Annotated in this window: 33 protein-coding genes and 1 pseudogene; 1 reads left to right on the top strand and 33 read right to left on the bottom strand. The window is 39.8% G+C overall.

Going from position 1 to position 26,634, the window contains the following annotated elements; genetic code table 11:
* Positions 1-130: 130 nt before the first annotated feature.
* Positions 131-1,114, bottom strand: a complete 984-nt coding sequence (locus tag ACFILL_RS02550) for an RluA family pseudouridine synthase (RefSeq protein WP_375643218.1) — start codon at positions 1,112-1,114, stop codon at positions 131-133.
* 206 nt (positions 1,115-1,320) lie between these two features.
* On the opposite strand from ACFILL_RS02550, the gene ACFILL_RS02545 reads away from it, so the two are divergent.
* Positions 1,321-3,102: a glucan ABC transporter ATP-binding protein/ permease gene (locus ACFILL_RS02545; RefSeq protein WP_375637441.1), complete on the top strand. Its 1,782-nt coding sequence runs from the start codon at positions 1,321-1,323 to the stop codon at positions 3,100-3,102.
* Between the two features lie 1,211 nt (positions 3,103-4,313).
* On the opposite strand, the gene alaS is transcribed toward ACFILL_RS02545, so the two are convergent.
* From alaS to ACFILL_RS02385, 32 genes and pseudogenes are all read right to left on the bottom strand, one after another.
* Complete coding sequence (gene alaS, locus ACFILL_RS02540; RefSeq protein WP_375643220.1) at positions 4,314-6,980, bottom strand: alanine--tRNA ligase; 2,667 nt, start codon at positions 6,978-6,980, stop codon at positions 4,314-4,316.
* 205 nt (positions 6,981-7,185) lie between these two features.
* Complete coding sequence (gene recA, locus ACFILL_RS02535; RefSeq protein WP_273791424.1) at positions 7,186-8,229, bottom strand: recombinase RecA; 1,044 nt, start codon at positions 8,227-8,229, stop codon at positions 7,186-7,188.
* A gap of 965 nt (positions 8,230-9,194) precedes the next feature.
* Complete coding sequence (locus ACFILL_RS02530; RefSeq protein ID WP_375643221.1) at positions 9,195-10,520, bottom strand: replication-associated recombination protein A; 1,326 nt, start codon at positions 10,518-10,520, stop codon at positions 9,195-9,197.
* Between the two features lie 8 nt (positions 10,521-10,528).
* A complete protein-coding gene (locus ACFILL_RS02525; RefSeq protein ID WP_273791422.1) occupies positions 10,529-11,923 on the bottom strand; it encodes a DegQ family serine endoprotease in 1,395 nt (464 codons plus the stop codon).
* 268 nt (positions 11,924-12,191) lie between these two features.
* A complete protein-coding gene (rplQ, locus tag ACFILL_RS02520) occupies positions 12,192-12,620 on the bottom strand; it encodes a 50S ribosomal protein L17 (RefSeq protein WP_273791421.1) in 429 nt (142 codons plus the stop codon).
* A 24-nt stretch (positions 12,621-12,644) separates the two neighbouring features.
* The gene (locus ACFILL_RS02515) at positions 12,645-13,658 is read right to left on the bottom strand and encodes a DNA-directed RNA polymerase subunit alpha (RefSeq protein WP_273791420.1); all 1,014 of its coding nucleotides are present in this window, start codon (positions 13,656-13,658) and stop codon (positions 12,645-12,647) included.
* A gap of 94 nt (positions 13,659-13,752) precedes the next feature.
* Entirely contained in the window at positions 13,753-14,142 is a 390-nt protein-coding gene (gene rpsK, locus ACFILL_RS02510) for a 30S ribosomal protein S11 (protein WP_007347762.1), read from the bottom strand.
* A gap of 116 nt (positions 14,143-14,258) precedes the next feature.
* Positions 14,259-14,627: a 30S ribosomal protein S13 gene (rpsM, locus tag ACFILL_RS02505; protein ID WP_026500557.1), complete on the bottom strand. Its 369-nt coding sequence runs from the start codon at positions 14,625-14,627 to the stop codon at positions 14,259-14,261.
* A gap of 180 nt (positions 14,628-14,807) precedes the next feature.
* Positions 14,808-15,386, bottom strand: coding sequence for an adenylate kinase (locus ACFILL_RS02500; protein ID WP_375631284.1), 579 nt, complete (start codon positions 15,384-15,386; stop codon positions 14,808-14,810).
* Complete coding sequence (gene secY / locus ACFILL_RS02495; protein ID WP_273791418.1) at positions 15,383-16,729, bottom strand: preprotein translocase subunit SecY; 1,347 nt, start codon at positions 16,727-16,729, stop codon at positions 15,383-15,385. Before secY ends, ACFILL_RS02500 begins: the two co-directional genes overlap by 4 nt.
* Before the next feature lie 162 nt (positions 16,730-16,891).
* Entirely contained in the window at positions 16,892-17,359 is a 468-nt protein-coding gene (rplO, locus tag ACFILL_RS02490) for a 50S ribosomal protein L15 (protein WP_273791417.1), read from the bottom strand.
* A 20-nt stretch (positions 17,360-17,379) separates the two neighbouring features.
* The gene (gene rpmD / locus ACFILL_RS02485) at positions 17,380-17,586 is read right to left on the bottom strand and encodes a 50S ribosomal protein L30 (protein WP_375631283.1); all 207 of its coding nucleotides are present in this window, start codon (positions 17,584-17,586) and stop codon (positions 17,380-17,382) included.
* A 31-nt stretch (positions 17,587-17,617) separates the two neighbouring features.
* Entirely contained in the window at positions 17,618-18,166 is a 549-nt protein-coding gene (gene rpsE, locus ACFILL_RS02480; protein WP_273791415.1) for a 30S ribosomal protein S5, read from the bottom strand.
* 111 nt (positions 18,167-18,277) lie between these two features.
* Positions 18,278-18,640: a 50S ribosomal protein L18 gene (rplR, locus tag ACFILL_RS02475; protein WP_273791414.1), complete on the bottom strand. Its 363-nt coding sequence runs from the start codon at positions 18,638-18,640 to the stop codon at positions 18,278-18,280.
* A gap of 12 nt (positions 18,641-18,652) precedes the next feature.
* Positions 18,653-19,186: a 50S ribosomal protein L6 gene (gene rplF, locus ACFILL_RS02470; RefSeq protein ID WP_273791413.1), complete on the bottom strand. Its 534-nt coding sequence runs from the start codon at positions 19,184-19,186 to the stop codon at positions 18,653-18,655.
* Between the two features lie 39 nt (positions 19,187-19,225).
* Positions 19,226-19,624, bottom strand: coding sequence for a 30S ribosomal protein S8 (gene rpsH / locus ACFILL_RS02465; protein WP_375637438.1), 399 nt, complete (start codon positions 19,622-19,624; stop codon positions 19,226-19,228).
* 14 nt (positions 19,625-19,638) lie between these two features.
* On the bottom strand, positions 19,639-19,944 hold the full coding sequence (gene rpsN / locus ACFILL_RS02460) for a 30S ribosomal protein S14 (protein ID WP_273791412.1): 306 nt from the start codon (positions 19,942-19,944) through the stop codon (positions 19,639-19,641).
* 24 nt (positions 19,945-19,968) lie between these two features.
* A complete protein-coding gene (gene rplE / locus ACFILL_RS02455; RefSeq protein ID WP_273791411.1) occupies positions 19,969-20,526 on the bottom strand; it encodes a 50S ribosomal protein L5 in 558 nt (185 codons plus the stop codon).
* Positions 20,519-20,833: a 50S ribosomal protein L24 gene (rplX, locus tag ACFILL_RS02450; RefSeq protein ID WP_015856579.1), complete on the bottom strand. Its 315-nt coding sequence runs from the start codon at positions 20,831-20,833 to the stop codon at positions 20,519-20,521. The genes rplE and rplX overlap by 8 nt, the downstream gene beginning before the upstream one ends.
* Positions 20,834-20,845: 12 nt before the next feature.
* Complete coding sequence (gene rplN / locus ACFILL_RS02445; RefSeq protein WP_004855715.1) at positions 20,846-21,214, bottom strand: 50S ribosomal protein L14; 369 nt, start codon at positions 21,212-21,214, stop codon at positions 20,846-20,848.
* Between the two features lie 144 nt (positions 21,215-21,358).
* Positions 21,359-21,598, bottom strand: a complete 240-nt coding sequence (rpsQ, locus tag ACFILL_RS02440; protein WP_012231991.1) for a 30S ribosomal protein S17 — start codon at positions 21,596-21,598, stop codon at positions 21,359-21,361.
* Between the two features lie 11 nt (positions 21,599-21,609).
* Positions 21,610-21,810 carry a 50S ribosomal protein L29 gene (rpmC, locus tag ACFILL_RS02435; protein ID WP_273791410.1) on the bottom strand — a complete coding sequence of 67 codons (201 nt, stop codon included), beginning with the start codon at positions 21,808-21,810 and terminating at the stop codon, positions 21,610-21,612.
* A 12-nt stretch (positions 21,811-21,822) separates the two neighbouring features.
* Positions 21,823-22,236: a 50S ribosomal protein L16 gene (gene rplP / locus ACFILL_RS02430; protein ID WP_273791409.1), complete on the bottom strand. Its 414-nt coding sequence runs from the start codon at positions 22,234-22,236 to the stop codon at positions 21,823-21,825.
* 36 nt (positions 22,237-22,272) lie between these two features.
* The gene (gene rpsC, locus ACFILL_RS02425) at positions 22,273-22,983 is read right to left on the bottom strand and encodes a 30S ribosomal protein S3 (RefSeq protein ID WP_273791408.1); all 711 of its coding nucleotides are present in this window, start codon (positions 22,981-22,983) and stop codon (positions 22,273-22,275) included.
* Complete coding sequence (rplV, locus tag ACFILL_RS02420; protein WP_273791407.1) at positions 22,983-23,372, bottom strand: 50S ribosomal protein L22; 390 nt, start codon at positions 23,370-23,372, stop codon at positions 22,983-22,985. Before rplV ends, rpsC begins: the two co-directional genes overlap by 1 nt.
* 2 nt (positions 23,373-23,374) lie before the next feature.
* Complete coding sequence (gene rpsS / locus ACFILL_RS02415; protein WP_004855734.1) at positions 23,375-23,653, bottom strand: 30S ribosomal protein S19; 279 nt, start codon at positions 23,651-23,653, stop codon at positions 23,375-23,377.
* A 15-nt stretch (positions 23,654-23,668) separates the two neighbouring features.
* Positions 23,669-24,502 (bottom strand): 50S ribosomal protein L2, encoded by an 834-nt coding sequence (rplB, locus tag ACFILL_RS02410; RefSeq protein WP_273791406.1) that lies wholly within the window; start codon positions 24,500-24,502, stop codon positions 23,669-23,671.
* A 20-nt stretch (positions 24,503-24,522) separates the two neighbouring features.
* Complete coding sequence (locus tag ACFILL_RS02405) at positions 24,523-24,816, bottom strand: 50S ribosomal protein L23 (protein ID WP_273723987.1); 294 nt, start codon at positions 24,814-24,816, stop codon at positions 24,523-24,525.
* Positions 24,813-25,433, bottom strand: coding sequence for a 50S ribosomal protein L4 (gene rplD / locus ACFILL_RS02400; RefSeq protein WP_273791405.1), 621 nt, complete (start codon positions 25,431-25,433; stop codon positions 24,813-24,815). Before rplD ends, ACFILL_RS02405 begins: the two co-directional genes overlap by 4 nt.
* A 2-nt stretch (positions 25,434-25,435) precedes the next feature.
* Positions 25,436-26,173, bottom strand: a complete 738-nt coding sequence (gene rplC / locus ACFILL_RS02395) for a 50S ribosomal protein L3 (RefSeq protein ID WP_273791404.1) — start codon at positions 26,171-26,173, stop codon at positions 25,436-25,438.
* 27 nt (positions 26,174-26,200) lie between these two features.
* The gene (gene rpsJ / locus ACFILL_RS02390) at positions 26,201-26,509 is read right to left on the bottom strand and encodes a 30S ribosomal protein S10 (protein ID WP_005773267.1); all 309 of its coding nucleotides are present in this window, start codon (positions 26,507-26,509) and stop codon (positions 26,201-26,203) included.
* A gap of 60 nt (positions 26,510-26,569) precedes the next feature.
* Positions 26,570-26,634, bottom strand: a pseudogene (locus ACFILL_RS02385) (elongation factor Tu); the annotation flags it as partial.

Raw genomic sequence — 26,634 nt, 5'->3', positions numbered from 1 at the left:
CATCACTCAAAAACATAATTTTCTCATAGCAATTGACTTATCAAAAACTTCCTTCAAATGATGCCCTATTCATCTTATCAACTTTATAGACAAAATTTTATATCAATCAAAAAGAACAAATGAAGTTTCTTTACTCTGTTTCAGCATCACTCTCATTAAAAGACAAAAGATTAAAACTTTGAACCATATGAGGTGGTAAAGGTGCAACAATGTCCAATATTCCTCCTGAAGGATGAGGAATACGAATACGACGTGCATGAAGATGAAGACGATTTTGAATTCCTCCTGGTAATGTCCAATTACTATCAGAAAAAAAATACTTTGTATCGCCAATGATAGGATGATCCATATGGGCAGCATGCACACGAAGCTGATGTGTTCTCCCTGTATAGGGTTCCATTTCAAGCCACGAAAGAGCCCGCCCTCGTGTATCTAAAACGCGATAGTAGGAAACCGCATGATGTGAATCTGGCTCCCCATGTTCACAAACACGCATTTTGTCACCTTGTGCAGTCATTTCCTTAACCATCCACGTTGAAATTTTGTCCTGCTTTTTTTTAGGCACGCCCCGAACCAACGCCCAATAAGTCTTTTTTGTTTCTCGCGCTCTAAAAGCAGCAGTTAAGGACTGAGCAGCTCCCCTTGATCGCGCAACAATAAGCACACCCGACGTCTCACGATCAAGACGATGAACCAAACGCGGCTTTTCACCTTTTTTATTGCGCCATACCTCAAGCATACTATCCATATGACGTGTTAAACCAGAGCCTCCTTGTACAGCCAATCCAGCTGGTTTATTAAAAACAAATACCTTTGGATCTTCATAAAGCAGCATTTTTTTCAAAACGGTCCCATCATCCTGCCCACGAAGTGTTTTATCCGTTATTGAAAGATTTTCCTTGTCATTAATAGGGAGAGGTGGAATACGAACAGCCTGTCCTATACAAAGACGCGTATCGGCTTTAACACGTCCACCATCAACCCGTATCTGACCAGAACGCAACAATTTTTGCAAAGCTCCAAAACCAAGTCCTGGATAATGCACTTTAAACCAGCGATCTAAGCGCATTCCATTTTCATCTGCCTCAACTTTTTTTATTTCTATGCCTGCCATGAAAATTCCCTTACCTGATAATTTTATTGATCTATTTTTGCGCCTTTATAAACACAAAAATTCATATTTTAGTTGGTTTTATCACACCATATTACAGTTAGTATCCAAAATTGCCTTTTCTTAACATCCAAATTTTATTAGCTAAAAACTAAGCGTTGTAAAAATCAACAGCCTTTACGCTTAATAGCGAATGGAGATAATTAACCGTGTCCTTATTCAAAACCTATGCACGTGTTCTCACTTACCTAAATAGAGAAAAAAATGCATCCCTTTTAATCTGTACCGCTAATGTTATGTTAGCTATTATCACTATTGCAGAACCTATTTTATTCGGACGTGTTATTGATTCTATTTCAGAAAAATCAGCTATCATTCCTACTCTTACCATTTGGGTTTGTTTTGGACTTTCACATATTATTGCTTATGTCCTTGTTGCTCGCGGTGCTGACCGCTTAGCCCATAGACGCCGCTTAACGGTTTTAACGGAATCTTTCGAACGTATCATTGCCATGCCTTTAATTTGGCATCAACAACGTGGAACTTCCAACGCACTCCATACACTTTTGCGCGCAATAGATTCCATGTCAACCATATGGCTTGATTTTATGCGCCAACACCTCTCAACGCTTGTCGCCTTATTAGTTCTCATCCCCATAGCGTTTAATATGAATTGGCGTCTTTCAATAGTCTTGGTTGTGCTTGCCATCACCTACGTATTAATTGCACGTTTAGTGATGCGAAAAACAAAAGACGGACAAGCCGCTGTGGAATGCTACCACCACAACCTTTTTAAACATGTCAGTGATTCAATCTCTAATGTTTCCATTGTACAAAGTTATAACCGAATAAAAGAAGAAGCTTCTATACTGCATCAACATACAAATGCTCTGCTTAAAGCACAAAATCCTGTTCTCAATTGGTGGGCGCTCGCCAGTGGCTTAAATCGAATGGCTTCAACAATTTCAATCGTTTGTGTTCTCCTCCTTGGAGCTTTTTTTGTTGCAAAAGATCAATTACGAGTAGGTGAAGTCGTTGCTTTTGTTGGATTTGCACAACTCATGATTAGCCGCCTAGACCAAATGAGCAATTTTATTAATTGTGCAATATCCTCACAAGCAAAACTGCAAGAATTTTTTGAAATGGAAGACTCAACCTTTCATATCAACGAACCGCAAAATCTTCCTTCCCTCCAAAATGTTAAAGGCGCCATACAATTTCATCACGTGACCTATAAATTCCCCAATTCTTCTCAAGGTGTTTTTGATATTTCCTTTGAGGTTAAAGCAGGACAAACTGTTGCAATTGTAGGGCCAACAGGGGCTGGAAAAACAACATTGATCAATCTGTTGCAGCGCGTATACGACCCTACCCTTGGGCATATCTCCATTGATGGAATAAATATATGCTCAATCAATCGCGAATCTTTACGCAAATCTCTAGCAACAGTATTTCAAGACTCGGGTCTTTTCAACCGTACTATTCATGACAATATTTCAATAGGAAAAGCGAGCGCAACAAATGAAGAACTTTATGAAGCAGCAAAAATAGCAGAAGCTCACGATTTTATTCTAAAAAAAGCTGATTGTTATAACACAATGGTGGGCGAACGAGGATCTCAATTATCCGGTGGAGAAAAACAGCGACTAGCAATTGCACGCGCTGTTTTAAAAAATTCCCCTATTCTCATTCTAGATGAAGCAACAAGCGCTCTTGATGTTGAAACAGAAGCACGTGTCAAAGATGCTCTCGATTGCATAAGCCATAACCGCACTACTTTTATTATAGCACATCGCCTCTCAACAGTACGCAATGCTGATGTGATACTCTTTCTGGATCATGGTCACTTAATGGAAAAAGGAAACTTTCAAGAATTGATCGATAAAGGGGGACGTTTCTCTAATTTTTTAAAGGCAAGTGGTTTAACAATCAAACCACCAGAAAGAGAAGGAGAAAATGTTATCCCCTTACATGAAGCCATAGCATCATAAAATTGATACTCTTTTTCAAGCAAAAAAATCCTCCTCAAGATAACAAGAGTTCTTATATATGATACAAGTAAAAAGATTTCTAAAAATGCCACAATTCATTTTAGGTATTTAAGAAAAATATTAAAACAGTTTAGTATTTTCTCTGCTATTGCAATTTTACTAGATTAGAACAAAAATATTTTCCTATATCTGTGCATATTGACGAGTATACATTCTCATTTAGGGAAAATGTAAAGGTAAAAACAATTTCCAGTTTTATCGTCTTCTTTTTACTCAGCTTTACGAATTTCAAAACGAACTAAAGAAACATCTTTTAAATAATGAATATTATGTATTGCTTTGCACTTTTGTTTATCACGTTCTTTATAGTCCTCTCATAAAGAACAGAACATCATTGTTTTGCACATTCATATGACTTTTTTAAGAAACATTTTTCAATGCTCTTAAGCCCATTTCACAACGACATTCGTGAGTGGTTTTGATTAATTTAACATACCCAGAATTTGAAATAATAAAATCCTACGAATATTCGTAGCTCTTATTCAAAAGATAAAACGATAAATTATCATTATAACTCAATGTATTAAAGCAATTTTATCATAAATAAATTAAATATTAATCTAAATCTTTAGATTTATGTGATATTCCTTTGATTTATATTGATAATTCATTACTTTATAACTTTAAATAAAGATTTATAAAGATAGGAGAATATTCTTTTCAAAACCTTTTAATAATAAACCAAAAAACTGTGTACATAACAAGCAAAATGAAAACAATAGCTCTAAGATATAACAACTCTTTTATAAGCCTTTTCAAGGAAAGAGATTTTATTCATTTGAAAACTAATCGAATAATGACAGCTTATAACTTTATAAGGAGAATCGTATGCAATAAATCTTGATTTTTCCTTTCATAAAAAGAGAGGTTTCTTTAAAAAATCTATAAGAGCAACATAATAACTAGTCTTCCTAGTAAAAGAATACACAGCAAAGCATGAAGTGCTGAATAATCTATCTTATCTTAAAAAGGTGACTCCTGAAACGCTTGGACGTTATAAAGACAAACACTGTTTTTATCTTTACAATTGTATTTTTCCCCAATTACGCTGTATCTGCATTTCAGAAATACACCAGACAGATATTCATGATACATAGATACCAACCCAATATAACAATGTAAAAAATACCTATGCAGAATGATTTCATTCTTTAATTTTTTTCAAGAAAATCTTTTAGTGCCGCAAATGCCTCATCAGCTTTGTTCCCCTCAGGACCACCAGCCTGCGCCATATCAGGACGGCCACCTCCACCTTTACCACCAAGCATCTCTGAAAGAATACGAACGAGATCTACAGCATTTAACTTATCCGTTAAATCATCCGTAACGCCGACAACAGCACTCCCTTTTCCATCCTCCGAGACACTAATAAACGCAACCACTCCAGATCCGATTTGTTTTTTCTCAGAATCGACGAGCGCCTTAAGATCCCGTGGTAAAATATTTTTAACAACGCGTCCGGTAAAAGAAAACCCATTGATGATGATAATATCACCTTGGCTCCTTTCTGTTATTCCACCACTCAACATCATTTTCTTGCGTACATCATTCAATTCTTTTTCAAGTTTACGACGATCATCAAGCAAAATTCGCGCCCGTTCTTCCACACCAGCAGAAGAAGTTTTTAAAAGATCAGCAATTTCATGAATACGTTCATCTTGGCGGCTAAGATAAAGACGTGCTTCTTTGCCTGTTAAAGCTTCAATACGCCGCACTCCAGCTGAAACAGAACTTTCAGAAACAATATGAATCAAACCGATATCACCTGTTCGCTCCACATGTGTGCCACCACAAAGCTCAATTGACCAACGCTTTTTAAATCCTCCCTTTTCAAATGGCTCCCCCATAGAAACAACGCGAACTTCATCACCATATTTTTCACCAAACAATGCCATGGCACCTTCAGAAATTGCATCATCTACAGCCATGAGGCGCGTTATTACTTTACTATTTTGCAAAATAATCTCATTGGCTAAATCTTCTATTTTTTTCAACTCTTCTGGTGAAACGGATTTTGGATGTGAAAAATCAAAACGCAACCGATCTGGCGATACAAGAGAGCCCTTTTGTGTAACATGGTCCCCCAATGTTTGGCGTAAAGCTTCGTGTAACAAATGAGTAGCAGAGTGATTCGCGCGAATTTTCTTACGACGAACAATATCAACCGTTAATTCTACACAATCAGACCTCGATGCCTGACCAGATTTCACCTCCCCAATATGGATAAAAACACCATCACCCTTTCTTTGGGTATCATGCACCTTAAAAATAAAATTTTCACCAGAAATGATACCGCTATCACCAATTTGCCCACCAGATTCACCATAAAAAGGTGTCTGATTAACAACAAGCATAGCTTTCTGATCTGAAGAAATATGATCAACAATTTTACCATCACATACAAGAGCTGTAAGAATACCTTTCGCTGTCTCAGTTTCATAACCTAAAAACTCTGTGGCCCCCACTTGATCACGAACAGAAAACCAGATTTTCTCTGTTACAGCTTCTCCAGAACCAGACCAATTGGCACGTGCTTCCTCTTTTTGGCGTTCCATCGCTTTATCAAAAGCACCAACGTCAACAGATATTCCGCGACGACGAAGAACATCTTGCGTCAAATCAAGCGGAAAACCATAGGTATCATAAAGTTTGAAAGCAACTTCACCATTCAAATAGTCTCCTTCTTTAAGATCGGTACTTGCTTCGTTCAACAAACCAAGTCCTCGTTCAAGCGTTTTACGAAAACGTATTTCTTCTAACCTTAAAGTTTCTGAAATCAAAGATTCAGCACGCACCAACTCAGGATAAGCTTGTCCCATTTCGCGATTTAAAGCAGGCAAAAGTCGCCACATTAAGGGCTCTTTAGCACCAAGAAGATGCGCATGACGCATAGCACGACGCATAATACGACGTAAAACATATCCTCTTCCTTCATTAGAAGGAAGCACACCATCAGCAATCAAAAATGCCGATGAACGAAGATGATCAGCAATGACACGATGGCTGGCAATAAAATCACCCTTTGCCTCAATCCCTGTAATTTCTTCTGATGCAGCAATTAATGCACGAAAAAGATCAATGTCATAATTATCATGAACGCCCTGTAAAACAGCAGCAATACGCTCTAATCCCATGCCTGTATCAATAGAAGGGTGAGGTAAGTTAACACGTTTTTCCTTGGAAACTTGCTCATACTGCATAAAAACAAGATTCCAAATCTCAATAAAGCGATCACCATCTTCTTCCATACTTCCAGGAGGACCGCCCCAGATTTCATCACCATGATCATAAAAAATCTCCGAACAAGGCCCACAAGGGCCTGTTTCTCCCATCGACCAAAAATTATCAGCTGTCGCAATACGGACAATTTTTTCATCTGGAAGACCTGAAATTTTACGCCACAGTTCAGCAGCAACATCATCACTCTGATAAACTGTCACCAACAATTTATCTTTTGGCAGGCAAAATTCCTTTGTTAAAAGATTCCATGATAAAAAAATGGCTTCTTCTTTGAAATAATCACCGAAAGAAAAATTACCCAGCATTTCAAAAAATGTATGATGGCGCGCCGTATATCCAACATTATCAAGATCATTATGCTTTCCACCCGCACGAACACATTTTTGTGCCGTTGTTGCCTGCGTATAAGAAGGTTGTTCAAGTCCAGTAAAAACATTTTTAAACTGCACCATCCCTGCATTTGTAAACATAAGTGTAGGATCATTCCGCGGAACAAGCGGACTAGAAGAAAGAACTTTATGCCCATTACGATGAAAATAATCCAAAAATATTGACCGAATATTATTAACACTATTCATGTTGACACCTGCTCAATACAGCACAAAACCATAAAAGAAAAATCCCCCTCATTAAATTCTCTTCGCCACGCATGGAGTCAATTTAATCAAAAATGGAATATTTGTTTTAAAAAATTGAGAAAAAAATGACTGCGTATTTAAAAACTCAAACAAAAAAACAGAAAAATCTGAAAGGGAAAAAATTATAGACGAAAAAAACACTCCATCAAATGGCTTCATCACTTTCTATATTTTCTGACCCTGCATTTTCTAACAGTTCAATCGCAATCAAACCAGCATTTTGGCGCAAAGCTGCTTCAATCTCTGTAGCTATTTCCACATGTTCACGTAAAAACTGCTTTGCATTCTCACGCCCCTGTCCTAAACGCTGAGAATTATAAGAAAACCATGCACCAGATTTTTCCACAACACCAACCTTGACACCCAAATCAATCAATTCACCTACTTTGGAAATACCTTCACCATAAATAATATCAAACTCAACCTGCTTAAATGGAGGTGCCAATTTATTTTTCACCACTTTAACGCGCGTCTGATTACCAACGATTGAATCCCTATCTTTAATGGATCCAATGCGACGAATATCTAAACGAACAGAAGCATAAAACTTTAAAGCGTTTCCACCCGTTGTCGTTTCAGGAGAACCAAACATCACACCAATTTTCATGCGAATTTGATTAATAAAAACAACCATACAGTTAGAGCGAAAAATTGCTGCGGTTAATTTTCGTAACGCTTTACTCATTAACCGAGCTTGCAATCCGGGCAAAGCATCACCCATTTCACCGTCAATTTCTGCTCGCGGAGTTAAAGCTGCGACAGAATCCACAACAAGCACATCAACTGCACCAGAACGAACCAACGTTTCTGTAATTTCCAATGCCTGTTCACCGGTATCTGGCTGAGAAATGAACAAGTTTTCTAAATCAACACCAAGCTTACGCGCATAAATAGGATCAAGCGCATGCTCTGCATCAATAAAAGCACAAATCCCACCACCTTTCTGTGCCTCAGCAATAGCATGGAGAGCCAATGTTGTTTTCCCAGAACTTTCTGGTCCATAAATCTCAACAATACGCCCCTTCGGTAATCCACCAATCCCTAAAGCAATATCCAAGGATAACGACCCTGTTGGAATTGTTTCAATTTCAACAACCTGCTCTTTTTGCCCAAGACGCATAATCGAGCCTTTACCAAAAGAACGTTCAATTTGTGAGAGAGCAGCATCGAGAGCTTTTGTTTTATCCACGATTATATCCTTGACCGAATTCATAATAACCTAAAAATTTAGTGTACACTGTACTTTTAATTTAACTAAAGGCTTGAGTTTAGATTTTCACAGACTATTTCCATTCCTATCTCCACATTATGCCCATAAACATTCATGACCATCACAATAAAGAATTGGCATTGCTTATCTTATGACGCATAATAAACTCTAATAAAGTAATATCTCTATGGGAGCATAGTTAACATATTTATATCTCTCTAGAAAAGGAACAATTTAATTTTAAACACAATGTTCTACAGCCCTTCTGCTTATCCCTTTGATTAAATACTTGAGAGACTAAGAATTCTCCTGCTATTGATCACAAAAAAACGCATCATCAATCAACCTCATACCCTATTGCATCGAAGAACAAAACGCCATTGTGTTGCATATTCATACACTTGATTTAAGAAACATCTCTCAAAACTTCTAAGCTCGTTTTGTGACAACACCTATGAATGTGGTATACTACAAAACCCTTTAGGCGCCACCATCTTTACTCTATGGAAGGAGAAAGCCGGCACCCATCACACTATTTATCATCCCCCAATGTTGCAACAGTTCTCGGCACTTGAGACAATTCATAAGAAGGATTTTTAGTCCTTTCTTGTACAGTTTTTATCACACGGTAATCCTGCTTGTAACATGCAAGTAAATGATTTGATTGATTCAACAAATAACAGACTTGGGATGAGAGAAATTTACGGTATTTGAAACTTTCATTCAACTTACGAAACAGTCTATTATTATAAGTCAATATATTATTTAATAAAACCAAAAAAAATAAAGCAGCTTAAAAGTTGAATGATATATTTAAATTTGAAAAACTATGTACTTTCGAAGATATCAAAAAAAATCTCTACAAGCAATGCAATAAATGTTTAAAATATAAGCTAAATTTCTCATACAATAACATAAGAGATCAATAAAAAACGTATTTCAACTCAAATTTTATTTTGATCTTTACGTTTTTTGCGCAACTGTTGCCACCACTCAAGACGTTTCACAATTTCACGCTCAAAACCACGCTCAACTGGTTTATAATAACTCTGACGCCCAAGTTTTTCGGGAAAATATTCTTGTCCTGAAAAAGCGTCTGGTTCATCATGGTCATAACAATAACCACTTCCATACCCTTCTTCCTTCATAAATTTCGTAGGAGCATTAAGAATATGCTTAGGAGGTGATAAAGAGCCATTTTTGCGCGCACAACGCAGTGCCGCTTTATACGCGAGATATGCTGCATTTGACTTTGGCGCAGTTGCAACATAAAGACATGCTTGCGCCAAAGCCAACTCTCCTTCTGGTGATCCTAAATAATCATAGGCATCTTTTGCTGCATTACAAATGACAAGAGCTTGAGGATCCGCCAAACCAATATCTTCAACAGCCATACGAACCAATCTTCGCCCAATATAGAGAGGATCTTCACCAGCATCCAACATACGTGCCAAATAATAAAGCGCAGCATCAGGATCAGATCCACGAACGGATTTATGCAACGCTGAAATGAGATTATAATGCCCATCTCGTCCTTTATCATAAATGGGCGCACGACGCTGAATAACTTTTTGCAAAGCAACAACATCAAGAATCTCTCCCAATGGAGCAATAGACCAAACTTCCTCTGCCAATGTTAACGCTACCCGCGCATCACCATCAGACATCTCTATCAAAACGTCTCTGGCATCATTATCCAAGGGAAGAGTTTTTCCCTCCACTTCTTCAGCACGCTTCAAAAGCATGTCCAAACTTTCATGATCATGAGAAAGAAATGTTAAAACACGTGCACGCGAAAGAAGGGCAGCATTCAGTTCAAAAGAAGGATTTTCGGTTGTTGCACCTATAAGTACCACAGTACCCTCTTCCATCACAGAAAGAAAACTATCCTGCTGAGCACGATTAAACCGATGAATTTCATCAACAAAGAGAAGTGTTTTATCCCCAGATATAAAACGCCTCTGCGCAACTTCAAAAATCTTTTTAAGTTCAGAAACTCCTGTAAAAATAGCAGAAACCTGTTCAAACGCGAAATTTGTTTCAAGGGCTAACAAACGTGCAACGGTCGTTTTTCCCGTCCCTGGAGGTCCCCAAAAAATCATCGATCCAATTGAGCCAGTTGCCGCCATACGTGAAAGCAAACCATCCTCTCCAATCAAATGCTTTTGTCCCACAACATCATTGAGAGAACAAGGGCGCATTCTTTCTGCAAGTGGCTGATTTTTATTAACTTGAAAATCAAACGACGAAGTAAAAAAATCTTTCTTCAAAAAAAACCTCAACGAATAAATTGGCGAATATACATACCATCACGTTCATATTCCAATTGCCACATATTTGAGCGACCTTGCATAAGAACCTTTTTCAACTGATGAACTGTTTGAATTTTATGGCCATTTACAACACGTAGAATATCTCCTGACTGAAAAATTCCAGCTGCATTGCTCATTTCCTCAAGATTGGTAATCACAACCCCTTTTGCAGATATAGGAAGATGAAAACGTCGACTATTTTGCGGTGTTAAATCTAACACCTCAGCACCAGCAAGAGGACTGTCACCCGTAATTTTTTCAGATTTTAAAAATGCAGTTTCTGATATTGATGAAACTGTTATTTGTGTTTTTAAAGTTTTTCCACTTCGTAAATATTCCAAGGCAAGACTATGCTCAACGTCAGCTGTCATCAAACGATAACCAAGACTATCTGGACTGTCAACGCGTACCCCCTGCACACTCAAAATAACATCACCTACTTTCAATCCAGCTTTTTCAGCAGGACTATCTTTGATAACTTCAATAATCAGAGCACCATAGGGACGTTCTAAACCTAAACCACCAGCAATATCAGGTGTAACATTTTGAAAAGAAGCCCCAATATAAGGTGGCACAAAATATTTTCCACCGCGTTTAACAGTATTAAGCATTACTTTTACAAGATTAACTGGAATAGCAAAACCAATCCCTACCGAACCACCGGAACGCGAATAAATAGCCGTATTAATTCCGATTAACTGACCTTTCATATCAATTAAAGCGCCACCAGAATTCCCTGGATTAATGGCTGCGTCTGTTTGAATAAAAAAGTCAAAATCAGAAATCCCAACACGTGTACGCGCTTGCGCTGAAACAATACCACTTGTAACTGTTTGACCAACACCAAAAGGATTACCAATAGCCAGAACAAGATCACCAACTTCAACAGCATCAGAATTTCCCAAAGAAAGAACAGGAAATTGAGCATCTTTTTCCTCAACTTCAAGAATTGCAATATCAGTCGCTTCATCTTTGAGCACAACCTTACTCTCAAACTCCCGCCCATCAGAAAAAGCCACTTTAATTTCGCTTGCATCTTTAATGACGTGGTAATTTGTAACAATCAAACCACGTGCATCAACAATCACCCCTGATCCTAATGACGATTGCTTACGAACAGGAAATTTATTTTGAAAACGACCAAAAAATTGCTCAAAAAATGGATCGCCTTCAAAAGGTGATCGTGCTCTAATTTGTCGAGCTGCATAAATATTTACAACAGATGGAACTGTCTTTTTAACTAAAGGAGAAAATGAAAGAGTGATTTCTGTTTGTGTTTGAGGAACATGAGCATATACATGATCAAATGATATCTGCATCATAATTGCAAAAAAAATCCGCACCCAAAAAGAATACCTCATAATCCACTCCTTATAAAATCAGCACATTCTGTTGAAGATTAATAGAATAAAAAAACGCATCCCCGCAAATTAAGGATCTCTATTAATATTTCATAATAGAGAATAAAAACAACCTATTTGAACAATAAATATTATAAAAATAAGATAATTCAATACTCTATAATTTTCTCTCTGCACCTATTTCTCAACTAAAATAAACTTAAAAATACTCACAAAAAAACCGCCCAAAACAAGGCGGCCTTTAAAAATCCAACAGAATAAAAAAACTCTACGAAGATGTTCCCTTTTCATTCTCAGAAGCCTCCATGCGAGCACGATCCCCAGCACCCTTCGCTTCAACATCACGATCAACAAACTCTATAACAGCCATGGGTGCATTATCACCGGTACGAAACCCCGCTTTCATAATACGCAAATACCCACCGTTGCGTGATGCATAACGTGGCGCAAGCGTATCAAATAATTTTGCAACCTTTCCCGCATCACGAAGTGCTGCAATTGCTTGCCGACGCGCATGCAAACCACCACGCTTACCAAGAGTAACGAGTTTTTCAACAATAGGACGAATTTCTTTAGCCTTTGGAAGCGTTGTCACAATCTGCTCATGCTCGATCAACGAAGTTGCCATATTTGCAAACATCGCTTTACGGTGACTGGCAGTACGATTCAACTTGCGTCCTGACTTACTATGGCGCATAAGCCCTCTCCTTAAATTCTAATTTCAATATTGATCTTCATAACGTTTTGCAAGATCATCAATGTTCTCAGGCGGCCACGCAGGAATTTCCATTCCAAGATGTAAACCCATACACGCCAAAACTTCTTTAATCTCATTCAACGATTTGCGACCAAAATTCGGTGTCCGAAGCATTTCAGATTCTGTTTTTTGAATCAGATCACCAATATAGACAATATTATCATTCTTAAGACAATTTGCCGAACGAACTGAAAGTTCTAATTCATCCACTTTTTTGAGAAGTGCAGGATTAAAAGAAAGCTCAGAATCAACCTCTTCAATAGGCTCCTTCTGTGGCTCTTCAAAGTTAATAAATAACGATAATTGATCCTGAAGAATGCGTGCTGCAAAAGCAACAGCATCCTCTCCATTAACAGCACCATTCGTTTCAATCGTTAAGGTCAATTTATCATAATCCAAAACTTGACCTTCACGCGTATTTTCCACTTTATAAGAAACTTTACGAATTGGTGAATAAAGACTATCAATTGGAATAAGCCCTATACGTGCATCATCAACACAATTACGATCAGATGGAACATAACCCTTTCCTGTGTTGACAATAAATTCCATACGAATCTCAGCATCTTCATCAAGAGTACAAATAACATGATCTGGATTTAGAATTTCCATATCCCCGACTGTACTGATATCTCCCGCTTTCACGACACCAGGCCCCTCTTTATAAACGACGACACGTTTAGGCCCTTCTTCTTCCATACGAAGCGCAATTTCTTTTATATTCAGAATAATATCCGTAACATCCTCACGCACACCTGGAATCGATGAAAATTCATGCAAGACACCGTCAATCTGCACAGCAGTAATAGCAGCACCACGAAGCGAAGATAACAACACGCGACGAAGCGCATTTCCTAAGGTTAAACCAAAACCACGCTCAAGAGGCTCAGCAATCACACTTATAATATTTGGATTATCATGTGCACATGATTCAACCTTATTGGGTTTAATAAGTTCCTGCCAGTTTTTCTGGATCATATTTTTATTCCCGTTCTTTAGTTCCGTTACCATTCAATCGTAACGACCAATGTGAACATCAGAGAAATCTCCGACAACAAAAAACAACACCCAATTAAACACGCCGCCTTTTCCGTGGACGACATCCATTATGAGGAATTGGTGTTACATCGCGAATAGAAGTAATGACAAAACCAACAGATTGCAATGCACGTAGAGCAGATTCACGCCCTGATCCAGGCCCACAAACTTCGACTTCCAAAGAACGCATACCATGCTCTTGCGCTTTTCTTGCACAATCCTCCGCAGCAACTTGAGCAGCAAAAGGTGTCGATTTACGCGCACCTTTAAACCCCTGAGCCCCAGCAGATGACCAAGCAATTGCATTACCCTGAGCATCAGTAATAGTAATCATTGTGTTATTAAATGTTGAATTAATATGCACAACACCCGATGAAATATTCTTACGTTCGCGACGACGAACACGTGTGGCTTCCTTGGCCATAATTTTCCTTTCAACGATCTCATCACTGCCGTAACATCAGCAGCTCCACCTTTTTTTTCCTTGTCAAACAAATCAAACAAGAAAAAATAATATATAAAAACCTTCCACAAAGGCCCTTATTTCTTCTTACCAGCAATTGCCTTAGCCGGACCTTTACGCGTACGGGCATTCGTATGTGTACGCTGTCCTCGGACAGGCAAAGACCGGCGATGACGCAATCCTCGATAACAACCAAGGTCCATCAAACGCTTAACATTCATAGCAACCTCACGACGAAGATCACCTTCAACTTGATAGCCCTGATCTATAGCCTCACGAATCTGCAGCACCTCAGCATCTGAAAGCTCATGCACACGACGCCCCAAAGGAATGCCAACTCTTTCAATAATTTCTTGAGCAAATTTTGGTCCAATCCCGTGGATATATTGAAGCGCAATAATTACACGCTTATTTGTCGGGATATTGACGCCAGCAATACGAGCCACGCCTACTCTCCTTAGTTATTTTGACAAATTGTTATAAAATACCTGATATACCTTACAGAAAAAAATAGACTCAGAAAAAAATTCTTCCGAATCCTCTTATTTCACTAAAATAAATTAAATTTACTTCTGATAGATTTCATCTCAAAAGTCAACTCTTTTCATTTATTTCTAAAAAAAATCTCATGAAAGAAAACTTCTAATCATACGTGTCACTTCAGCAACACCAATCATTCCATCAACAACTTTCAACATTCCCCTCTCTGAATAAAACTTTGATAAGGGAGCTGTTTTTTCACGATATTCCACTAATCTTTTTGCAAAAGCAACAGGATTGTCATCTAAACGAACCTGTCCACCAGCCGCTATTGTTTCCTCAACACGCTTCTTCATACGTTCAATCAACACGTCTTCATCAACACACAACTCAATAACAGCATTAAGCCGCGTATTTTTTGAATCCAGTATCTGTTGCAACGCTTCCGCCTGCCCCACAGTTCGCGGATATCCATCCAAAACAAAACCGTTTACACAATCAGCTTCATCAATCCGATCTGATACGATTTGGTTAACAATACTATCAGGAACCAAAGCACCAGAACTTATAATAGCTTTAGCTTTTTTACCAATCTCCGTTTCTTTGGCAATCACCTCACGCAACATATCCCCTGTTGATAAATGAGGAATGTTATATTCCTCAGTCAACATTTTTGCTTGCGTACCTTTTCCCGCTCCAGGAGGACCTAAAAGAATAACTCTCATCGATTCCTTCTACCTCCACGAAGTTTTGATTTTTTTATCAACCCTTCATATTGGTGGGCAACAAGATGCCCCTGAATTTGAGCAACCGTATCAAGTGTAACAGTAACAACAATCAACAAGGATGTTCCCCCAAGATAAAAAGGAACCTGTAATGCAGATATCATAAATTCAGGTAACAAACAAACCAAGATAATATAAACAGCGCCCACAACAGTAATACGCGTCAAAACGTAATCAATATATTCGGCTGTACGCTCACCTGGACGAATCCCTGGAATAAAACCAGAATGCTTTTTCAATTGATCTGCAGTATCACTTGGATTAAACACAATAGCTGTATAAAAAAAGCAAAAAAACGCCATTAAAAATGCATAAACAATCATATAAAGTGGCTGTCCATGACCAAGAGCATAAGAAATCTCCTGAACCCATTGTGGCATTTTATCAGAAAAATTATTAATAGTGGCAGGCAATAATAATAAAGATGAAGCAAAAATAGGTGGAATAACACCAGCAGTATTCAACTTTAAAGGAAGATGCGACATATCTCCTTGAAACATTTGATTACCGACCTGACGTTTCGGATATTGGATAAGAATTCGCCGTTGTGCACGCTCTATAAAAACAATAAGCCCAATAACCAAAACAGCAATAAGAACGATTCCTATTAAAAGAAAAGTTGATAAATCAGCCTGACTATGAGCTGTCAAAAGCTGAGCAAAAGTAGAAGGAAAGTTGGCTACAATCCCTGTAAAAATGATAAGAGAAACCCCATTACCAACACCACGTGACGTAATTTGCTCGCCAAGCCACATAAGAAACATCGTTCCGCCAACAAGTGTAATAACAGAAGAAAAACGAAACATAAGACCTGGTTCTAAAACAATTTGAAGCCCCGACCCTATACCGCTTTCAAGCGCAACCGCAATACCAAAAGCTTGTAGAATTGCCAATACGACTGTTACATAACGCGTATATTGATTGATAATCTTACGACCTAAATCCCCTTCTTTTTTAAGAGTCTCCAAAGAAGGAATAATAGATGTTAACAATTGCACAATAATAGATGCCGATATATAAGGCATGATACCCAGCGCAAAAATAGCCATACGCCCAACGGCACCTCCAGCAAACATATTAAAGAGTCCTAATACACCAGACGCGTGATGTTCAAATGTTTGCCGCAAAGCATCGATATTGATACCTGGAAGAGAGATGTAAGTGCCAAAACGATATACAAGAAGCGCCAACAGAGTAAACCAGATGCGTTTCTTTAATTCAGTTGCACGCGAAAAGGTACCAAAGTTTATATTGGAAGCAAATTGCTCTGCTGCTGATGCCATAAAACGTCTCCACTTTACACTCCAGTTCTTTAAATCACAGAAGTATAATCCTAAAATTCACATACGCATACACAAATAAATGCAGAACTTAAACAAGTCTCCACAAAAGATCCCACAAAACAAATATAATTCTTCTTTAGGTCTCTATCCATATTAAAAAAATTATCGAGCAATATCAGGAAAAATGACCTGACCACCCACTTTTTCAATCTTAACACGAGCAGCTTGTGAAGCACCAGAAACATGAAAGGTAATCTTAGCCTTCAAATCACCATCAGAAAGAAGACGAACCCCATCTTTTTCACGACGAATAATACCAGACTCTTTCAAAGCAATCATATCAACAGGCTTTTCAATATTCAACTTACCCGCATCAACTGCCAACTGAATACGTCCTAGTGAAACTTCATTGTAGGTTTTGGCAAAGAAATTTCTAAATCCACGTTTTGGCAAACGACGATAGATAGGCATTTGCCCACCTTCAAAACCATTAAGGGAAACACCAGAACGTGACTTTTGCCCTTTTACACCACGACCACCAGTCTTACCCATACCGGAACCAATGCCACGCCCAACACGCTTACGATTTTTTATTGCGCCTTCGCAATCACGCAGTTCATTGAGTTTCATATATAATACTCCCGCAACCCTTAACCTTCATCTATAACGCGAACAAGATGCCGAACCCGAGCAATCATACCCCGCACACAAAGTGTATCATCTAAAACGCGCCGACGACGCATTTTATTTAGTCCAAGCCCCTTTAAGGTTGCACGCTGAATCTGTGAGTTTCGAATAGGGCTTCCAATTTGCTCCACCGTCACAGTTTTATTACTCTGAGATTTTTTCTGAACCATTTCCTAATTCCTTTTCTGATAATCTCAGAAACTACCCTTCTAGGTCAACTAAATGGCGACGACGCGCCTGCAAAGTCGAATATTTTATACCACGTTGAGCAGCAATATCTCTAGGATGCATTTGATGTTTCAATGCATCAAATGTTGCACGAACCATGTTATAAGGATTCGACGATCCTAGCGATTTTGCAACGACATCCTGCATACCAAGAGCTTCAAAAATAGCACGCATCGGTCCCCCAGCAATAATACCAGTACCAGCAGAAGCCGAACGTAGCAAAACACGCCCAGCTCCGTGACGACCTTCAAGATCATGATGCAATGTACGCCCAGACCGAAGCGGAACATAAATCATCCCACGCTTTGCAGATTCCGTTGCTTTACGAACGGCTTCGGGAACTTCACGGGCTTTACCATGTCCAAAACCCACACGTCCTTTTTGATCTCCAACGACAACAAGAGCAGCAAAACCAAAACGCCGACCACCCTTTACAACTTTAGCAACACGATTGATATGAACGAGCCTATCGACAAATTCATTATCGCGTTCTTCTCTATCACCACGTTCTTTTTGTGCCATTCCTCATTCCTTTTTCTTTTCCGGAAGCACGATAACAAAGTCCCTCACCAAACTGGAAGAACTTAAACGAAAAACTCTAAACTCTCCTTACTCATTCATAAATAAGAAATTTTAGAAATTCAAACCACCTTCACGAGCAGCCTCAGCTAAAGCTTTGACGCGACCATGGTACACATACGCTCCACGATCAAAAACCACCTCATTAACACCCGCTTTCTTCGCACGCTCAGCAATTAACTTACCAACAGCAAAAGCTGCCTTTTTATCAGCACCACTCTTTAACGACTTTTTTAAATCACTTTCAAGAGTAGAGGCTGAAACAAGTGTACATCCCCGCAAATCATCGATAACTTGAGCATAAATGTTCTGATTTGAACGATAAACACTAAGCCGAGGACGATCATGAGAAACCATTTTAATTCTACGACGAACACGCCTTGCACGACGTTGGATAATGTCCTTAGATGAAACCATAATACAAAATCCTTATTTCTTTTTACCTTCTTTACGGAAGATACGTTCATCTGCATGCTTAACACCCTTACCTTTATAAGGTTCAGGCCTACGATACTCCCGAATCTCCGCTGCAACTTGTCCAACTTGCTGTTTATCAATTCCAGAAACAACAATTTCTGTTGGCTTAGGAACAGTCACAGTAACACCCGACGGAACTTTATAAACCACATCATGCGAAAAGCCCAGAGATAGTTGAACATCCTTACCCTGCAAAGCAGCACGATAACCAACCCCATTAATCTCCAACCTCTTTTCAAAACCATCTTTCACACCACAAAAAATGTTCTCAATCATTGAGCGCGACATTCCCCATTTAGAACGCGCATCTTTTGACTGATCCCGCGGCATAACTGATATGATATTTTCCTCAAGTTTGACTAAGACTTCATCATTGACGACGTAACTCAACTCACCTTTTGGACCTTTTGCCTTAACCAACTGACCTTCAACAGTAGCAGTAACTCCAGAAGGAATTGAAATGGGTTTCTTTCCAATACGAGACATTGTTCTAACCTACTTTTTCTTCCGTTTTCTTGACATAACTTAGAAAACACGACAAAGGAGTTCTCCACCAACATTCTGTTCACGCGCCTCATGATCTGCCATGACGCCTTTAGGAGTCGATAAAATCGAAATACCAAGGCCATTAGCCACCTGTGGAAGTGACTTAGCAGAAACATACACACGACGCCCTGGCTTTGATACACGTGCAATCTCACGAATAGCAGCCAGCCCTTCAAAATACTTCAATTCGATTTCAATCTCAGCTTTTCCATCACCTAAATCAATTTGATTATATCCGCGAATATAACCTTCCGACTGAAGAACATCAAGAACGTGCGCACGAAGCTTCGAAGCTGGAGTAACTACTTTACCTTTTTTACGACCAAGTGCATTACGAATACGTGTTAACATATCACCAAGAGGATCTGACATAGACATTAAATAATCTCCTCTTACCAACTAGATTTTACAATACCAGGAATATAGCCAATAGAGCCAAGCTCACGCAACGCAATTCGCGACATTTTTAATTTACGATAATAAGCCCGCGGACGACCTGAAACCTCACAGCGATTACGAATACGAACTTTCGAAGAATTACGCGGTAACTCTGCCAACTGAACAGAAGCTTTAAAACGTTCTTCAAGAGAAACCTTCTGATCCATAACTATTGCTTTCAAACGTGCACGACGGGCAGCATAACGCTTTACCATCACCTCACGACGCTTATTTTTTTCAACGGCACTTACTTTGGCCATAATCTCACCTCACTATGTTTGCCGTTACGAACGAAAAGGAAAATTAAAAGCACGCAATAATTCACGAGCCTCATCATCCGTTTTTGCTGTCGTACAAACGATAATATCCATGCCCCAAATTTGATCAACTTTATCATAGTTGATTTCTGGAAACACAATGTGTTCTTTAATACCCATAGCAAAATTGCCACGACCATCAAAACTCTTTGGATTTAAACCACGAAAGTCACGAACCCGCGGAAGAGCAATCGTAACAAGACGATCTAAAAACTCAAACATACGATCTTTACGCAATGTAACTTTAGCCCCAAGAGGCATTCCTTCACGAACCTTAAAGGTCGCGATAGAATTACGCGCACGCGTAACAACAGCCTTCTGCCCCGTTATTAGCCCTAAATCCTCAGCAGCAAGGGAAGGCTTCTTCGAATCAGCAGTTGCTTCACCTATGCCCATATTTATTACAACTTTATCAATCCGCGGAATTTGCATCGCATTTCTGTAATTAAACTTCTCTTGAAGCGCTTTACGAATCACTTCAAAATAATGCGCTTTCATACGCGGTACTTGTCTTTCCTCAGCCATTAATCAACTCTCCCGAACGCTTGGCAAAACGCACCTTATTACCATCTGCATTCATACGAAAGCCTACACGTGTAGGCTTACCATCTTTAGGATCAGCAATCGCCAAATTAGACAGATGAATCGGAGCTTCTTTAGAAATAATTCCAGCCTCTTGCTTCTGCGTTTGACGTTGATGACGTTTAATCATATTAATCCCACGAACAAAAGCCTTATTCTCTTTTGGACTAACCTTAATTACTTCACCACTACATCCTTTATCCTTACCGGACAAAACAACAACTTTATCACCTTTTCGAATCTTCTGCATAACATTTACTCCTTATAGAACTTCAGGAGCAAGCGAGATGATCTTCATATGATTCCTACCACGCAATTCGCGGGGAACAGGTCCAAAGATACGAGTACCAATCGGCTCTTTTTTATTATCCACTAAAACCGCAGCATTACTATCAAAACGAATGACACTACCATCTGCGCGACGAATATCCTTAGCAGTACGAACCACAACAGCTTTCATAACATCACCTTTTTTAACACGGCCACGAGGAATTGCATCCTTAACCGAAACAACAATAATGTCACCGACCGAAGCATATTTCCGCTTTGAACCGCCTAACACCTTGATGCACATGACACGACGCGCTCCAGAATTATCAGCAACGTCGAGATTTGTTTGCATCTGAATCATGACTGGCCACCTTCTCTTAACACATATATCCGATTGTACCTTTTATACACTCGGATTTGCCTGCCAAATAACGATAAATTCATCGCCTTCAAATTTATCAATGATAAAAACACTGTTAAATTCTAAAACAATAAACTTAACCCATTACGCTACATTGTCTTTTACAACAATCCAACATTTATCTTTCGAAATTGGTCTAGATTCTTGAATAGAAACTTGATCCCCAATCTTGAATTGGTTGTTTTCGTCATGCGCTTTATAATTTTTAGACTGCCGAACAGTCTTCTTAAGAAGCGGATGAGAATAACGGCGTTCAACTTTGACAACAACAGTCTTATCACTTTTGTCGCTAATAACAACACCCTGCAAAACGCGTTTAGGCATCTCTTATTTCCTTAAACCTTAGTTTCACTTATCTTTTGACGAAGAAAAGTTTTAATACGCGCAATATCACGACGAACTTGTCTAACACGCGCAGTCTTTTCTAATTGACCTGTTGCTTTTTGAAAACGCAAATTAAATTGCTCTTTCTTTAACTTAGCCAATTCATCTTTCATTTGGTCGAGCGTTTGCGCCCGTAATTCTGTGGCTCTCATCGCTTAACCTCATTATTCAGCAATACGCTGGATGAAACGCGTTTTTATAGGCAACTTTGCAGCACCCAACCTTAGCGCTTCACGTGCAACATCTTCCGGAACTCCATCAAGCTCAAACATGACGCGCCCAGGAGCAACACGTGCAGCCCAATAATCAACACTTCCCTTACCTTTACCCATACGAACTTCAGTCGGTTTAGATGTAACCGGAAGATCTGGAAAAATGCGAATCCACACACGACCAGAACGCTTCATATAACGTGTAATCGCACGACGCGCCGCTTCAATTTGACGAGCAGTAACCCGCTCCGGCTCAACAGCCTTCAAACCGTAGGCACCGAAATTCAAATCCGTACCACCCTTCGCAGAACCGTGAATACGGCCTTTGAACTGTTTACGGAACTTTGTGCGCTTTGGCTGCAACATTGTTCTCTACTCCAAATTTTAGTTCAATCTCAAAAACTAAGCATTTTCGCGGCGACGATTCGATGAAGAACCAGATTGATCAGCTTCCGTAGCACGACGTTCTGAAGCCATCGGATCATGCTCAAGAATCTCACCCTTAAAGACCCAAACTTTAATACCACAAATACCATAAGCGGTCTTAGCTTCTGCTGTACCGTAATCAACATCAGAACGCAAGGTATGAAGTGGAACACGACCTTCACGATACCATTCCATACGAGCAATTTCAGCACCACCAAGACGGCCAGAACAATTGATACGAATACCTTCCGCACCAAGACGCATAGCAGACTGAACAGCACGCTTCATTGCACGACGAAAAGCAACACGACGCTCTAACTGTTGAGCAATTGATTGCGCAATAATTGTCGCATCAATCTCCGGTTTACGAATCTCCACAATATTCAATGAAGTTTCAGCATCCGTCATTTCTGAAAGCTTACGACGAAGCTTTTCGATATCAGCACCTTTTTTACCAATAATCAAACCAGGACGTGCAGAATGAATCGTAATACGACACTTCTTATGAGGACGCTCAATAACAACCTTAGAAATAGCCGCCTGTTTAAGCTCCTCAAGCACATATGAACGAATTTTCAAATCTTCATGAAGAAGGCGCCCATATTCACCACTATCAGCATACCAACGAGAGTCCCAAGTCCGATTAACACCAAGACGAAGTCCTATTGGATTGATCTTCTGCCCCATTACGCGGCCTCCACTTTTTCGGTAACTTCACGAACAATAACAGTAAGATGCGAAAATGGACGTTCAATTCTACTAGCACGCCCTCGACCACGAACATGAAAGCGCTTCATCACTATCGACTTACCAACATAAGCTTCCGCCACAACAAGCGAATCAATATCAAGATCGTGGTTATTTTCTGCATTTGCAATTGCTGATTCAAGCGTTTTTTTCACAGTAGCAGCAATACGCTTGCGTGAAAACATCAAATCAGCGAGCGCTACATTAACTCTTTTACCACGAATCATTGCAGCAACTAAATTAAGCTTCTGCGGACTAACACGAATTGTCCGCGTGACAGCTCTTGCTTCATTATCTTTAAGCTGGCGCGAAACTTTAGCTTTTCCCATTCCTACTTCCTCTTCGCTTTTTTATCGGCACCATGACCATAATAAGTCCGGGTAGGAGCGAACTCACCAAACTTATGCCCAACCATCTCTTCAGAAACAGAAACAGGAATATGCTTATTACCGTTGTAAACACCAAAAGTTAAACCAACAAATTGCGGTAAAATAGTAGAGCGACGACTCCATATTTTTATAACTTCATTGCGCCCACTTGCACGTACCTTCTCTGCTTTACCAAGAAGATAGCCGTCAACAAACGGACCTTTCCACACTGAACGAACCACTTCAGACTACCTTTCTCATTTCTTGCGTTGATGACGCGTACGCATAATAAATTTATCAGTGGCTTTATTGGAGCGCGTACGCTTACCTTTCGTAGGTTTACCCCAAGGAGATACTGGATGGCGCCCCCCCGATGTACGACCTTCACCACCACCGTGCGGATGATCAACGGGGTTCATAGCAACACCACGAACATGTGGACGTTTACCACGCCAACGTGACCGACCCGCCTTACCATCATTAATATTCCCATGATCAGGATTTGAAACAGCGCCAACAGTTGCAAAACAGCTACTCGGAACCAAACGCTGTTCACCAGAATTTAAACGAAGAATAGCCATACCATGATCTCGTCCAACCAACTGCGCATAAGCACCTGCTGAACGCGCAATCTGCCCTCCTTTTCCTGGCTTCATCTCAACATTATGAATAATTGTGCCTACAGGCATATTACCAAGAGGCATAGCATTACCTGGTTTAACATCCACATTTAAACCAGCCATAACAGAATCACCAACACCAAGACGCTGTGGCGCAAGAATATAACTCAATTGCCCATCCTCATAGCGGATTAAAGCAATAAAAGCGGTACGATTAGGATCGTATTCTAAACGCTCAACCTTTGCTGAAACATCACGTTTAAGACGCTTAAAGTCGACAAACCGATAACTACGTTTATGTCCACCACCCTGAAAACGAGCAGTAACACGACCGCGATTATTACGTCCACCCTTTGAAGACAAACCTTCAGTTAACATCTTTATAGGTTTTCCCTTATAAAGACAAGAACGTTCCACAATAACAAGCTGACGCTGCCCAGGTGTAGTTGGATTAAATTGCTTAAGTGCCATTATTCCTATCTCCGAGCCTCTTAAAGACCTGTCGAAACGTCGATAGTCTGACCACTGGCCAGAGTTACGATCGCTTTTTTGACATCACTCTGCCGACCAACTATACCTTTGAAACGCTTCACTTTACCCTTACGGACTATCGTGTTAACTGCTTTAACTTTTACGCTAAAAAGCGCTTCAATAGCAGCCTTAATCTCAGGCTTCGTCGCTTTCGGCGCGACATTAAAAGCAACTTGATTATATTCAGAAATCATAGTCGCCTTTTCAGTAATAACTGGACTAATAATTATATCATAATGGCGAAGATCTGTCATTTAAAACGCTCCTCAAGAGCCTCAACAGCTGCTTTTGATAAAACAAGTTTGCTGCGACGCAAAATATCATAAACATTAATTCCCTGAATAGGCAAAATGTCAATATTAGGGATATTAGAGGCTGCACGAAAAAAGTTAATATCAATCTCTTTACCACCAATCAAGAGAGCGTTATTAAATCCAAGCTTAGAAAAATGAGAAACAAGCATCTTCGTTTTAGCATCCTTAACAGTCAACTCATCCACAATAATCAAATCTTTTGCTTTTAATTTTGCAGATAAAGCAAGACGCAACCCAAGAGCACGAATCTTTTTAGGAAGATCATGCGCATGGCTGCGAACCACTGGTCCATGTGCCTTACCCCCACCTCTAAACTGCGGTGCACGTGCAGATGAATGTCTAGCACGCCCGGTTCCTTTCTGTTTAAACATTTTTGCCCCTGTTCGCGACACATCAGAACGACCTTGGGATTGATGACTTCCCTGCTGACGACGTGCAAGCTGCCAACGAACAACACGTTGCAAAATATCCTCACGCGGAACAAGATCAAAAATAGCTTCAGAAACCTTTAATTTGCCAGCTTCATTACCATCAAGAGTTTTAATTACAAGATCCATTATTAGGCTCCCTCAACTTCAGAGGTTTCCGTCACCGGAGTAACCATTTCCGCTTTCTCCTTCACAAGACGGCGAATACCGGCAGGCTTTGGAGCATTATCAGGAAGACGCTTCTTCACAGCATCCCGTATCAAAATCCAAGAACCTTTAGAACCAGAAACAGCACCACGCACTAAAATTAAACCACGCTCACTATCAGTGGAAATAACTTCAATATTCTGTGTTGTTACACGCACTTGCCCCATATGGCCGGCCATTTTTTTACCTTTAAAAACTTTACCAGGATCTTGGCACTGCCCCGTAGAACCATGAGCACGATGTGTGATCGAATTACCATGGGAAGCACGATGCCCACCAAAGTTATGTCGTTTCATAACACCAGCAAACCCCTTACCAATACTGGTACCAGTCACATCAACTCTTTGTCCTGGAACAAAATGTTCCACTGTAATCTCAGTACCAACATCAAGAAGATTGTCGGGACTCACACGAAACTCTGCTATTTTGGCTTTAGGCTCAACAGAAGCCTTAGCAAAATGTCCACGAAGAGCTTGTGAAGTATTCTTAACCTTAGCAAAGCCTACACCTAATTGAACAGCAGTATAACCATTCTTTTCAACTGTACGCTGAGCAACGACTTGACAATTCTCCAAACGAAGTACCGTCACCGGCACATGCTCACCAGCATCATTATAAATACGGGTCATGCCCAGCTTCTGTGCTATTACACCTGAACGCATCGGGTCTGTTCCTTCTGTCCTCAAACCTCAGAGCTTAATTTCTACATCCACACCAGCAGAAAGATCGAGCTTCATAAGCGCATCCACTGTTTGCGGCGTTGGATCAACAATGTCAAGAAGACGCTTATGTGTTCGCATCTCAAACTGCTCACGACTTTTCTTATCGATATGCGGTCCACGATTGACCGTAAACTTCTCAATCCGCGTCGGAAGCGGAATGGGACCACGGACATTTGCACCGGTACGTTTAGCAGTCGATACAATCTCACGCGTCGACGTATCAAGAATTCTATGATCAAACGCTTTCAAGCGAATGCGAATATTCTGACTGTTCATGCTCTTTATTTCCCTGTTATACAAAGTGCATTAATAATTAAAGCACTCAACAAGCATTATTTATTCAATGATCTTAGAGACGATACCGGCACCAACAGTACGACCACCTTCACGAATAGCAAAAC

Origin of the sequence: Bartonella sp. AP20NXHL (assembly GCF_042196165.1) — a bacterium.
Taxonomy (GTDB): Bacteria; Pseudomonadota; Alphaproteobacteria; order Rhizobiales; family Rhizobiaceae; genus Bartonella.
The sequence above is the reverse complement of the archived record's forward strand: the minus strand, read 5'-3'. Positions and strand labels throughout refer to the sequence as shown.